10 protein-coding genes are annotated in these 11,820 nt (G+C 63.2%); 1 reads left to right on the top strand and 9 read right to left on the bottom strand.

Features of this window, described 5'->3' with window-relative positions:
• Window positions 1-10: 10 nt before the first annotated feature.
• The 7 genes from DYZ14_RS02500 to epmA all read right to left on the bottom strand — a co-directional run bounded on the left by DYZ14_RS02500 (window position 11) and on the right by epmA (window position 8,111).
• Window positions 11-2,485, bottom strand: a complete 2,475-nt coding sequence (locus DYZ14_RS02500; protein WP_154719188.1) for a glycoside hydrolase family 2 protein — start codon at window positions 2,483-2,485, stop codon at window positions 11-13.
• A 9-nt stretch (window positions 2,486-2,494) separates the two neighbouring features.
• Window positions 2,495-3,463 (bottom strand): DUF1839 family protein, encoded by a 969-nt coding sequence (locus tag DYZ14_RS02495; protein WP_232365407.1) that lies wholly within the window; start codon window positions 3,461-3,463, stop codon window positions 2,495-2,497.
• 4 nt (window positions 3,464-3,467) lie between these two features.
• A complete protein-coding gene (locus tag DYZ14_RS02490; protein WP_154719186.1) occupies window positions 3,468-4,376 on the bottom strand; it encodes an amino acid--[acyl-carrier-protein] ligase in 909 nt (302 codons plus the stop codon).
• A 5-nt stretch (window positions 4,377-4,381) separates the two neighbouring features.
• Window positions 4,382-5,563 carry an acyl-CoA dehydrogenase family protein gene (locus DYZ14_RS02485; protein WP_154719185.1) on the bottom strand — a complete coding sequence of 394 codons (1,182 nt, stop codon included), beginning with the start codon at window positions 5,561-5,563 and terminating at the stop codon, window positions 4,382-4,384.
• On the bottom strand, window positions 5,563-5,814 hold the full coding sequence (locus tag DYZ14_RS02480; RefSeq protein WP_154719184.1) for an acyl carrier protein: 252 nt from the start codon (window positions 5,812-5,814) through the stop codon (window positions 5,563-5,565). The genes DYZ14_RS02485 and DYZ14_RS02480 overlap by 1 nt, the downstream gene beginning before the upstream one ends.
• A gap of 195 nt (window positions 5,815-6,009) precedes the next feature.
• The gene (locus DYZ14_RS02475; protein WP_154719183.1) at window positions 6,010-7,050 is read right to left on the bottom strand and encodes a lysine-2,3-aminomutase-like protein; all 1,041 of its coding nucleotides are present in this window, start codon (window positions 7,048-7,050) and stop codon (window positions 6,010-6,012) included.
• Window positions 7,047-8,111, bottom strand: coding sequence for an EF-P lysine aminoacylase EpmA (gene epmA / locus DYZ14_RS02470; protein ID WP_154719182.1), 1,065 nt, complete (start codon window positions 8,109-8,111; stop codon window positions 7,047-7,049). The genes DYZ14_RS02475 and epmA overlap by 4 nt, the downstream gene beginning before the upstream one ends.
• A gap of 144 nt (window positions 8,112-8,255) precedes the next feature.
• On the opposite strand from epmA, the gene efp reads away from it, so the two are divergent.
• Window positions 8,256-8,825, top strand: a complete 570-nt coding sequence (efp, locus tag DYZ14_RS02465) for an elongation factor P (RefSeq protein ID WP_115671959.1) — start codon at window positions 8,256-8,258, stop codon at window positions 8,823-8,825.
• Between the two features lie 131 nt (window positions 8,826-8,956).
• Here the strand turns inward: efp and DYZ14_RS02460 are convergent, their stop codons facing one another.
• Complete coding sequence (locus DYZ14_RS02460; protein ID WP_154719181.1) at window positions 8,957-10,441, bottom strand: NAD-dependent succinate-semialdehyde dehydrogenase; 1,485 nt, start codon at window positions 10,439-10,441, stop codon at window positions 8,957-8,959.
• Window positions 10,441-11,724 carry a 4-aminobutyrate--2-oxoglutarate transaminase gene (locus DYZ14_RS02455; RefSeq protein ID WP_154719180.1) on the bottom strand — a complete coding sequence of 428 codons (1,284 nt, stop codon included), beginning with the start codon at window positions 11,722-11,724 and terminating at the stop codon, window positions 10,441-10,443. The genes DYZ14_RS02460 and DYZ14_RS02455 overlap by 1 nt, the downstream gene beginning before the upstream one ends.
• Window positions 11,725-11,820: the final 96 nt, after the last annotated feature.

The raw sequence follows: 11,820 nt of genomic DNA, 5'->3' as shown, positions 1-11,820 counted from the left end.
CCGCAGGAGCCTAGAAGGAAACAAGCCTGCGCGCGCCGAGCTGGGCAATTGTGCCAGTCGGCCTCTGTCTTGTGGCCGTGCCGTCCCGAGGGCCCAACGCGATCCGACGTTCTGAACCCGGCGCCAGGTGGAACCAGTCGTCCTCGGGACGATAGCCCTCGACCTCGATGTGGATCGACTGGGCGAAGACCGGAGTCGACAGCCGTAGGATCCAACGGCCTTCCTCCTCTTCGACGACCGCGTCGATCGGGGCATCGTGCATGGCAATGTCCCGGCCGAGGGGAAAATGGAAGGCCTCGGCGACGAGGCGGCCGGTCTCGGGCTCGATCAGTCGGGCGACCGTCACGTTGTGGGACGGCGGACCGAAACGGAAGGCATAGGTCGTATCGAAGAACGCGCCGAACAGGTCGGTTGCCGGAATGCGTTGAGTGCCTCGTGCGGCGACGGCCAATGAACGCTTCCCGCTGACGACCGGTTGGCGGCCGTCGCGGAGGCAGGCGAGTTCGAGAACGAGTTCCAGGCTGTCGCCCGTCTCGTTCAGCACATGGACATCCAAACCGTTGGTGCCCTCGTCGGTGAGATTGACCTGTACCGGACGGAAGGCGCGTTTGAGCGCGTACCAGACCGGCTTCGGTTCGCCGGTCGAATCGATCACGCCCCAGCCGGGACCGGGAATCAGATCCTGCAGCGTCCAGACGAGCGCCCCGTTGCAAGGCGAGGCTGTGCTGCGCCATTCGGCATAGGTCTCGGTCACGACTTCGCCGGTGACGGTACGCGACAGGTCGAGATAGCGGGCGGGATCCTCGCGCCGCAGCCGGGACGGGTCGAGCTTGTAGAGGTCCTGGAGATAATGGTCGCGGATGTCCTCGAAGTCCCAGGATGCACCGCGGTCGCGGGGGACACGGGCCTTCCAGCGCGGATCATGGACGGGGGCGACGGGCAGGTGGGCATCGAGCGTTGCCTGTTGCGGCACATGGGCAAAGGCCAGGCTCTCGGCGGCAAAGCGAACCTCGGCGCGGCGCGCATCCTCCAGCGGCCGGCAATAGGCGCCGACGCCGTAATAATGGGTGACTCCTTCATTGGGCGAAAACGGCATGGCGCCGCCCGAGGGCGAGTTTGCCACATAGGGTACATCGGGACGGGTTTCTGCGGCGAGAGACGGCAGGGTCTCCTCGTAGAACGACGTCTTCCAGATGCGCTCGGGCAGGCCCAGCATGGCGCCCTGCTGATAAACCTCGCTGCCGCCGCACAGAATGGCGAGGGAGGGGGAGCCCTGGACTGCACCGAGAAACTGGCGAATCTCGCGATCGATGCTCGCGGCAAAGGCCTCGTCCGCGGTCGGGTAGTCGAAATTGGCGAACATCAGGTCCTGCCAGACCATCAGCCCCAGCCGGTCGCAGAGACGGAAGAAATCGGCGCTCTCATAGGTCATCGTTCCGCCGATGCGGATCATGTTCATGCCCGCCTCGGCGGCGAGCGTCAGCCAGGGCGCATAGTCTTCCGCCGCGCCGGGAAGCCGGAGGATATCGGCATTGGTCCAAACCGCGCCCCGACAGAACACGGGTTCACCGTTGACCACGAGGCCGAAGCCGCGGCCATCCGGTCCGCGGTCGATCTCGATGCGGCGGAATCCGACGAGGCCGAGCGAATGGGGCTGGCCGTCGATCGTCAGACGCGCATCATGGAGTTTCGGCTTGCCGTGGGTCCGCGGCCACCAGGGCTCGATCGCGGGAAGGGTGAGTTCGGCGGTCCATTTGCCATCGTCGTTGGCCTGAAGTCGGGTATCGTGACCGGCGCAGGACAGACGCAGGTCCTTGGCCTCGCCCTCCAGTGCGAAGGAAACGGAAAGCCGGCCGGTGCCGTCGGGGTCGAGGTCGGCGCGGACGGCAAGATCGGAAATCGCGTGCTTTGCTTGGCGGATCAGGCTGATCGGCCGGTAGGGGCCGGCGGGATGGATTTCGGGGCACCAACCGGGCATGTGGCCGAGTGGCGTCGTGCGGATCAGCCGCAGGCCCTGGTGGTCCATCATCTGCGGGCGCCAGCGTGCCCGGGGTCCGCGCTTGTCGAGATGGGACGCAAGGGCCCGGAAGCAGATGGCGATCTCGTCATGGCCGGTGAGGGCAAGGTCCAGATCATGGGCCGCATACATGCTGTCCGAGGTGAGGCGCAGTTCGCCATTGATGTAGATTTCGGCAATGGTCGCAAGGCCGGCAAAGCGCAGGATTGCCGGGCCTTCCGCTTCGCCTTCGAGCGAGCGGAAATACCAGGCATCCTTGTCGTGCAGTGGTTGCGGCTTTTCCGGATCGAAAAGGCCGGCGGCGGCCAGCGCGGAAGCCACGGTGCCTGGAACAGGTGCGGGAATGCGAACGGCGGGGCGATGGACCTCGTTCGGGCCGGCATAACGACCCGCTTCGGTGACGAGCAGCGTCCAGCCGTGCTCCAGCGGGCGTTCGTCCGCTGCGAGGTAAGTGGTCATGCCCGTCATCATGCCTCCTCAGGCGAGGGTTGTGCCAAGTTCTCCGATGAGCTTGTCCCAAGCCTCGGCCGCCGGGTCCAGAGCGGATCGCAGCGGATCGAACTTTTTCCGCGTCACTGCACGGGCCAGCTGGAACTGAACGGTCTTGGCCGTCTCCGAGATCTTCAGTGCGTGCGCGGCGGCATCCTCAAATTGCGACGGTGAAAGCCAGGCCAGATGGCTGGCCAGAAGCTCGAAGTTCGCGCCGAACTGGCGCAGCGTATTGAAGGCGTATGTGTGGAAATAGCCGAAGGGCCGCTCGGCGATCGCCTCGACCTGGTTCGGAAAGACCTCGGCAAAAGCGGCGATCGGATTGGCGTCGGGCCGACGCGCGAAGTGCCGCATCAGCAGGCGGCGGGCGGTTTCGCGCTGGAGCTCTTGCGAGGGCAATGCCGCGGGGAATTTGACGAACTCGGTATAGGGCAGGAAGGGCAGGGAGCCTTCCGGCAAATGATGCTGGAGCAGCCCGTCGACGTCTTCGCTTTCGACGTGGAAGAAGCCGCCATTGTGGAAGTAGTCCATCGTTCGGCCTTCGAGGTCGAGGCGGTTGATGGCGACCGTCGTCTTTCCATGCTCCTGGCGATAGCCGACGCCGCGGGTGTCCGGCAAGAAATAGCTGTCCATCTCGACGAGGCAGAGGCGGCCACGGGCGATCTGCGCGGCGACATGGGCCTCGACGCTGTCGAAGATCGCAAGTTCCGTGACGCGGATGCCGTAGAGATCCTCGAGGTCTTCCAGAGGAACCTTGAAGAAGGTCATCTGGTCGCCCTCGAAGTCCTGGGTCAGCGTGAAGCCGAGCATGGCCTCGGGCGCGGCGCCAAGGGTGGCCAGCACCTCGATCCACAGGTCGACATAGCAGTTGGTCTCCGGCCACATCCGTTCGCTCGCGTGCAATGCATGGGGCGTATAGGTGGCCGGATCCAGTCCGGGAAAGACCGCAGGCGTCACCGGATCAGCCCCAGAGTGCGGCGCGAACCGACTGAGGCCACTGGTCGACGTCCAGCCCGTGGTGATGGAACAGCGCGAGCGCGATGCGTTCCAGACCGAAGCCGACGCAGGCTGTGTGTGCCACGGAACCGTCGGCGAGGTTCAGGCCCCATTTCGAGCCGAAGGCGTCCTGGTGATAGTTGAAGCTCATGCAGGCCGTCGGATTGGAGACCGAGGTGATCGGGATCAACAGCTCGAACTTGAGGTTCTGGTCGCGCTGGTTGTTGGCGAGCATCTTGCCGGCGCGGCCGAAGAACGGGTCGTTGGCGACGTCGATCTCGACCGGCAGGCCGACCTCGGCCATGATTTGCTGGCCGCGATCCATCCAGACCTGGCGGAAGTCGGTGACCTGGTCCTGGCTGCCCATGCAGACATATTCGCGCATGCGGAACAACTGCTGGCGGGCCGGATCGTTGGACGGCTCATGACGGAAGCAATAGGATTGCAGGTCGTAGAGCCCGCCCTTTTCCGGCAGATTGCCGCGCTTGGCGATCGTCGGATAGAGCGGATAGCAGGCCGCCGGCGTCAAGACGATGTCGGTCGCCTTCTGCTCGGCCGTCCAGTCCTCGTCGGCGTCCATGCATTTCAGCAGGCTGACATGGTCGAGCTCGTTGCCGCAGAAGCTGTGCACGGTGCCGGCCAGCTGCGGGAAGCTCTTCATGTAGCCGCTCTTTTCGAAATAGGCGCGGTTCATGCCCGGCGGAAAACGGATCGCCTCCGCACCGTCGGCAGCACCATATCGGTCGATCAGGCGCTCGAAGGCGGCGATCACGTCTTCAAACCGCCCACCACGGCCATAGAGGCCGTCAACGCCGGTTTCGATCAGGAGACCGCTTTCGAACAGGCGGTCGAGGAAGCTTACCTGCATATCCATGGTTCTTATCCCAGCAATCCGGTTTCCTGCTTGTGAACAAGCAGCATGGTTGAGGTGTTGGCGAGTATGCGGTCATTGGAGATCATCAGTTCGGCAGAATGCGCGTCGCGCAAATGCCGGCCGAGGCTGTAGGGCGTGCCGTTCTTGTAGCCGAGGATGCCGCAGATGCGCATGGCCTGGTTGATGATCGGCAGGATCATTTCCGACGATGCGATCTTCACATTGTTCATCGCCACGGCGAAGCCCATCGAGGACAAGCGGTCCTGATCCTTGCGCGCGGCTTCGAAGGCTTGCAGGCCGTTGACGATGTTGGCGCGGACGACCTGAAGCTGGCTCGACATTTCGGCGAGCTGGACGAGGCCGGGCGGCTGAGTGCCGGGCGATTTGCGGGCGGCGGCGCGCACGAAGTTCTGGGCACGCGCGAAAGCATCGACCGCGATGCCGTACCAGAGCGAACTCCACAGGAGATGCGCGCTTGCCAGCATGGACTGGGCGGCGATCTCGGCAAAGGGTTGCGGCAGAATCTGTTCGGCGGGCGCCTCGCCCTTGAAGATGAAGCCGTCCGAGCAGGTGCCGCGCATGCCGAGCGTGTCCCAGGTCTGGGTGCGCTCGAGCGTGTACTGGTCCTTGAGGAAGACGGTCATCACCTGGTCGGAAGAGGCCGCGTCCTTGTGGCTGCGCGAGGTGATCAGGATGGCGTCGCAGTCGATGCCGTAGGAGATGACGGTCGCGTCCTTCTCGAGATAGCAGCGACCATCCTTCACCTCGATCGCGCAAATGCTGTTGCGCATGTTGCCGCCGATACCGGCTTCGGTCGTCGCCGAGCCGAGGAGCAGCTGTTCGGTGGCGACCCGGCGCATGAATTCGCGGTGCCACTCGGCTTCATGGCCGTGCGAGACGAGGCTCGAAACCTTGATCTGGTGCATGGCGAAGATCATCGCGCTCGAAGCGCAGGCCTGGCCGATAATGGTACAGACCTCGGCGATCTCCGAGGTCGACAGGCCTTCGCCGCCCAGTTCCGAGGGGATCATGATCCCCATCAGCTTGACGGCCTTCATTTCCTCGATCGCCTCGCGGGGGAAACGTCCGGCCTTGTCGACGTCGTCGGCATAGGCGGCGGCGACGGTGGCAACCCGAATGGCCCGGGACTTCAGGTGTGTCTCTTGGGGCTTGGCGGAGAGGTCCATCAGGCGACCTTTCTATCCTCGAGAATGGATTGGATGGTCGCCTCGATCGCGGCGATGCTCGCGAACGACTTGCGGTTCAGCAGGTGATCGGGAAACTCGATATCGAAGGCTTCCTCGAGGCCGAGCATGAGTTGTACCGAGGCAAAGGACGACAGGCCGGCCGCATAGAGATCGCCTTCATTGGCGATGGTGTCGACGGATACAGGCAGGCCACCGAGTTTTGCCAGCAAAGTCCGAATTGTCTCGTTCATCTACTTACCCTTCCCGGATGCTATTCTCCAAAATGCTGGGTAATTTCTTAGGGGCGAAAGCATAAGATTCCGCTAAATGCCGTAGTTAAGGAAGAATGAGCGGTTATGACATCCGTCAATGGACCCTTAGCGGGGCATCTCAACGGTTCGCAGGACGAGAAAAACTCGCATCTTTTCCAGAAGGTTGCGGCGCTCTCAGGGGTAGTGATGAAGTGCGTTGTGGCGATCGAGGACGGCATAGCGGCCGGGCTCGATTTCGCTCAGCATGCCATCGCCGACGGAGACCTTGCCGTGCCCGCCGGGCAGGTCAAGGATATAGGTCGGGATGCAGAGACCGGAAACCTTGCTGCGCAAGGCCTTCATGATGGCCTGGCCCTCGGCGAGAGACAGGCGGAAATGGCCGGTGCCCGGCGCCATGTCGGGATGATGGAGGTAGTAAGGCTTCACCCGTGCTTCGACGAAGGTGCGCATTAGTTCGGCGAGCACCTCTGGGTCGTCATTGATGCCCTTCAGAAGCACGCTCTGGCTGACCATGGCAATGCCGGCATCGACGAGCCGGGTGCAGGCATCCCGGACGGGTTGCGACATTTCGCGCGGATGGTTGGCGTGCAGCGCGACAAAGACCGTCTTGCCGCTCGCCTTCAGCGCGTCGATCAGTTCGGGGCTGATCCGTTGCGGATCGACAGCCGGGACCCGGCTGTGGATGCGCACGATACTGACATGCGGTATCGCCGCCAGTGCAGTCATGATGTCCCGCAGCCGGCGCGGTGACAGGATCAGGGGATCGCCTCCGGTCAGGATGACCTCCCAGATTTCGGCGTGGGAGGCGATGTAGCGAATCGCGTTTTCCAGTTGTCCCGGCGTCAGACTGCCGTCGCCCTGGGGGCCCACCATTTCGCGGCGGAAGCAGAAGCGACAATAGACCGGACAGACGTGAACGACCTTGAGGAGCACCCGATCCGGATAGCGATGGACAATGCCCTCGACCGGGCTGTGGGCGTGATCTCCGATCGGGTCGGCGCGCTCGTCCGTCGTTTCGATCAGTTCCGCCGCCGTCGGTACATATTGCAGGGCAATCGGGTCGGCAGGATCGGACGGGTCGATCAGGCCCCGCACCGTCGGGGTAAGGGCGACGGCATATCTTGACGCGACGCGATTGAGCGTGTCCCGCTCGTCCGGAGAAACAAGACCGGCACCGACCAGGTCACCGACGCTGTGCAGGCTCTCCGCGGTCACGGCGCGGTCTCCGCGACGGGGGCCCACATCACCTGGTCGATGCGCACGGCGCCGGTCGCCAGCATGACCAGCCGGTCGAAACCAAGGGCGATGCCGGAAGCGTCCGGCATGATGGCAAGCGCATCGAGGAAATCCTCGTCGAGCGGATAGGTCTCGCCATAGACGCGTTGCTTCTCGATCATTTCCGCCTCGAAGCGGCGGCGTTGTTCGCCGGCATCCGTCAGTTCGCCAAAGGCATTGGCGAGTTCGACGCCGCAGGCATAGAGTTCGAAGCGTTCGGCGACGCGCGGGTCGTTGGCGGATGGACGGGCCAGCGCCGCCTCCGCCACCGGGTATTCGTCGAGAATGGTGAGGCGTCCCATGCCGAGATGCGGCTCGACCTTCTCGACGATCACGCGGCTGAACAAGTCCGCCCAGGTGTCGTCGTCGGCGACCCGCATGCCGGCTTTGCGCAGCTGCGCCGCCAGATGATCGCGGTTCGTTGCGCCGTCGGCCTCCACCGAGCCAAGCAGGTCGATGCCGGCATGGCGCCGAAAGGCCTCGGCAACCGAGAGACGCTCGGGCTCGACGAAGGGATCGCAGTCCTGGCCACGATAGGAGAAGCCACGCGTCTTCATTGTTTCCGCCGACAGGGCGACAAGCGCCGCCGCATCGGCCATCAGCGTCTCGTAGCTTTCACCCGCGCGATACCATTCCAGCATGGTGAATTCGGGGTGGTGCAGCGGGCCGCGCTCGCGGTTGCGATAGACATGGGCGAAGCAGGAAATGCGGCGCTCGCCTGCGGCCAGCAACTTCTTGCAGGCGAATTCGGGCGAGGTGTGGAGGTAGAGCGGGGATGCGATGCCGTCATTACCGATCGCTTCGGTGGCAAAGGCGTGCAGATGGGCCTCGTTGCCGGGCGAGATCTGCAGCGTCGCCGTATCCACCTCGATGAAATCGCGATCGGCGAAATAGGCACGAAACGCAGACTGGATGGCGTTGCGGCCGAGCAGGAAGGGGCGGCGGTCGGCATGGGCCGAAGGCGTCCACCATGGGGCAGAGGAGCGGCGGCGATCGTTCATTCCGGCTTTCTCGGTCCTTGTTGCAAGGTGGGCTGGCTATTTGGCCGATTTTGGGTTAGTTGCGCCCAGGAAAATTCAAAAGACATCAGCAGGGACGGCGGGTCGTCCTTTACGACGGGTCTTTCGCAGTTACAAGGAATTCCAATGGTCAAGGTCATCGCCTCCTCGGTTCGCAAGGGCAACGTACTCGATGTGGACGGCAAGCTTTATGTCGTCCTCACCGCCGAAAACTTCCACCCCGGCAAGGGTACGCCGGTCACCCAGGTGAACATGCGCCGCATCGTCGATGGCGTGAAGGTGTCCGAACGCTGGCGCACCACCGAGCAGGTCGAGCGCGCCTTCGTCGAAGACGTCAACTTCCAGTTCCTCTACGAGGACGGCGAAGGCTTCCATTTCATGAACCCGGAATCCTACGACCAGGTCGTGGTCGATGCCGAGACCATGGGCGACCAGAAGGCCTATCTGCAGGAAGGCATGACCTGCATCCTCTCCATGCACGAAGGCATCGCCCTCGCCATCCAGCTGCCGCGCCACGTGACCCTCGAGATCGTCGAGACCGAACCGGTCACCAAGGGCCAGACGGCGTCGTCTTCCTACAAGCCGGCCATCCTGTCCAACGGCCTGCGCACGCTGGTACCGCCGCATATCGAAGCCGGCACCCGTGTCGTCATCGCGACCGAAGACAATTCCTACGTCGAGCGCGCGAAGAACTGATCTTCATCTCACATTCTATCGGACAAAAAGGCCCGGTCGCCATTGGCGCCGGGCCTTTTCATTGGGCTGGGTTACACAAAAGAAAATCCCCGGCGCAAGGCCGGGGATGGATCGTTCTGAGTGCTTAAGGCTTACTCGATCCCGCCGAGGCACATGTATTTCAGCTCGGTATAGTCATCGATGCCGTATTTCGAGCCTTCGCGGCCGAGGCCGGATTGCTTGATGCCACCGAACGGTGCGACCTCGGTGGAGATCAGGCCGGTATTGATGCCGACCATGCCGTATTCGAGCGCTTCGGCAACCCGGAAGATCTTCGCCACGTCCTTCGAGTAGAAGTAGGAGGCGAGGCCGAACTCGGTGTTGTTGGCGAGCTCGATCACCTCCTCTTCGGTCTCGAACTTGAAGAGCGGCGCGACCGGGCCGAAGGTTTCCTCGACGGCGACCTTCATGTCGGAGGTGACGCCGGTCAGGATCGTCGGCTGGAAGAACAGGCCGCCCTGGTCGGCCGGCTTGCCGCCCAAAGCCACCTTGGCGCCCTTGGAGACTGCGTCGGCGACGTGCTCCTCGACCTTCTTCAGGGCGTTGGTGTCGATCAGCGGGCCGGTGGTCACGCCTTCGGCAAAGCCGTCGCCCACCTTCATCTTGCCAACGCGCTCGGCGAGCTTGGCGGCAAAGGCGTCGTAGACGCCGGACTGGATGTAGAGACGGTTGGCGCAGACGCAGGTCTGGCCGGCATTCCGATATTTCGAGATCATGGCCCCTTCGACGGCGGCGTCGAGGTCCGCATCATCAAAGACGATGAACGGGGCGTTGCCGCCGAGTTCAAGGCCGAGCTTCATGATCTGGTCGGCACCCTGGCGCATCAGGATGCGGCCGACATTGGTCGAACCGGTAAACGTCAGCTTGCGGACCTTGTCATTGTCGCAGAACTCCTTGCCGACCATGGCGGCGTCGGTCGAGGTGATGACCGAGAAGACGCCGAGCGGCAGGCCGGCGCGTTCGGCGAGGATGGCGAGTGCCAGGGCCGAAAGCGGGGTTTGCGCGGCGGGCTTCGACACCATGGCGCAGCCGACGGCGACGGCGGGCGCCATCTTACGGGCGAGCATGGCGTTGGGGAAGTTCCACGGCGTGATGGCGCCGACCACGCCGACCGGTTGGCGGATCACCATGATGCGCTTGTCAGGCTGGTGGCCGGGAATGGTGTCGCCATAGACGCGCTTGGCTTCCTCGCCGAACCATTCGACATAAGAGGCGCCGTAGAGGATCTCGCCGCGGGCTTCCGGCCAGGGTTTGCCCATTTCCATCGTCAGGATGGTGGCCAGGTCGTCGGCATTGGCGACCATCAGGTCAAACAGTTTGCGAAGCACGCCGGCGCGTTCCTTGCCGGTCTTCTTGGCCCAGGCCTTCTGTGCCTTGTCGGCGATTTCGATAGCGCGGGCTACTTCTGCCTGGCCGAGGTTCGGCAGAACGGCGATCACGTCGCCGGTCGCCGGGTTGGTCACTTCAAAGGTCTTGCCGCTGGAGGATGCCGAGACCCACTCGTCGCCGACAAGAGCCTTGTCGGTGGCAAGCGAGGCATCCTTCAGCTTCGAGGCGAGGAGGTTGGAAATGGTCATTACTTCTTTTCTCCCACGACTTCGCGGATCGAGGTTTCGATGATGTCGAGCGCTTCGTTGAAGACCTCGTCCTGGATGGTGATCGGCGACAGGAAGCGGATGACGTTACCATAAACGCCGCAGGTGAGAAGGATAAGCCCCTTTTCCAGCGCCTTCAGGCGGATCGCATTGGTCAGGTCGGCATCCGGCTTGGTTGAACCGGCATGGGCGAATTCGACGGCGACCATGAAGCCCGGGCCACGAATGTCGGAGATCTGCGGAATGTCGGCGCGCAGGGCTTCGAGGCGCTGCTTGAGACGGCCGCCGAGCTGGTTGGCGCGGTCGCAGAGCTTTTCTTCCTCGATCACGTCGAGCACGGCATGGGATGCGGCAATCGCCAGCGGGTTGCCGGCATAGGTGCCGCCGAGACCGCCGGGGCCGGGGGCGTCCATCAGTTCGGCGCGGCCGGTGACGGCGGACAGCGGGAAGCCGCCGGCCAGGCTCTTGGCCATGGTCATGAGGTCAGGCTGAACGTCGTAGTTTTCCATGCCGAACAGCTTGCCGGTACGGGCAAAGCCGGTCTGCACTTCGTCGGCGATCAGCAGGATGCCGTGCTCGTCGCAGATCTGGCGCACCGCCTTCATCAGCGCGCGCGGCACTTCGTAGAAGCCGCCTTCGCCCTGCACCGGCTCGAGAATGATCGCTGCGACGCGCTTCGGGTCGACGTCGGCCTTGAACAGCTTGTCGAGAACGTCGAGCGATTCTTCGACGCTGATGCCGTGCAGTTCGATCGGGAAGGGAACGTGGAAGACATCGCCCATCATCTGGCCGAAGCCGACCTTGTAAGGGACGACCTTGCCGGTCAGCGCCATGCCCATGAAGGTACGGCCGTGGAAGGCACCGGTAAAGGCGATGACGGCCGAGCGGCCTGTGGCGCAACGGGCGATCTTGACGGCATTTTCGACGGCTTCCGCGCCGGTCGTAGCGAAGATGGTCTTCTTCGGGCCGGCGATCGGGACCATCTTGTTCAGACGTTCGGCCAGCGCGACATAGTTCTCATAGGGCATGACCTGGTGGCAGGTATGGGTGAAGCAATCGAGCTGCTTCTTCACCGCTTCGATGACCTTAGGATGGCGATGGCCGGTGTTGAGAACCGCGATACCGCCGGCGAAGTCGATGTAGCGGCGGCCTTCGACGTCCCACACTTCGGCATTTTCCGCCTTGGCGGCATAGATCTGGGTGGTCATGCCGATGCCGCGCGAGATGGCATCGTTCTTGCGAACTGCGATTTCGGAGTTCTTCATGTCAAAATTCCTCTGGTAACGGTTGACCCCCGGCATCGGCCATTCAGTTCGATCGCAAGGCTGTTATATTTCCTACATTTTTTCTGTAGACTTGCA

It is taken from the genome of Ciceribacter sp. T2.26MG-112.2 (genome assembly GCF_900492205.1).
GTDB classification, from domain to species: Bacteria; Pseudomonadota; Alphaproteobacteria; order Rhizobiales; family Rhizobiaceae; genus Allorhizobium; species Allorhizobium naphthalenivorans_A.
Note: the sequence above shows the minus strand (reverse complement) of the source record. Positions and strands in the feature narration are given on the sequence as shown.

Coding starts and splice junctions, on each gene's coding strand:
- efp (WP_115671959.1), top strand. CDS start 8,256: ATGGTCAAGGTCATCGCCTCCTCGGTTCGCAAGGGCAACGTACTCGAT.
- epmA (WP_154719182.1), bottom strand. CDS start 8,111: ATGAACGATCGCCGCCGCTCCTCTGCCCCATGGTGGACGCCTTCGGCC.
- DYZ14_RS02500 (WP_154719188.1), bottom strand. CDS start 2,485: ATGACGGGCATGACCACTTACCTCGCAGCGGACGAACGCCCGCTGGAG.
- DYZ14_RS02455 (WP_154719180.1), bottom strand. CDS start 11,724: ATGAAGAACTCCGAAATCGCAGTTCGCAAGAACGATGCCATCTCGCGC.
- DYZ14_RS02490 (WP_154719186.1), bottom strand. CDS start 4,376: ATGGATATGCAGGTAAGCTTCCTCGACCGCCTGTTCGAAAGCGGTCTC.
- DYZ14_RS02485 (WP_154719185.1), bottom strand. CDS start 5,563: ATGGACCTCTCCGCCAAGCCCCAAGAGACACACCTGAAGTCCCGGGCC.
- DYZ14_RS02460 (WP_154719181.1), bottom strand. CDS start 10,441: ATGACCATTTCCAACCTCCTCGCCTCGAAGCTGAAGGATGCCTCGCTT.
- DYZ14_RS02480 (WP_154719184.1), bottom strand. CDS start 5,814: ATGAACGAGACAATTCGGACTTTGCTGGCAAAACTCGGTGGCCTGCCT.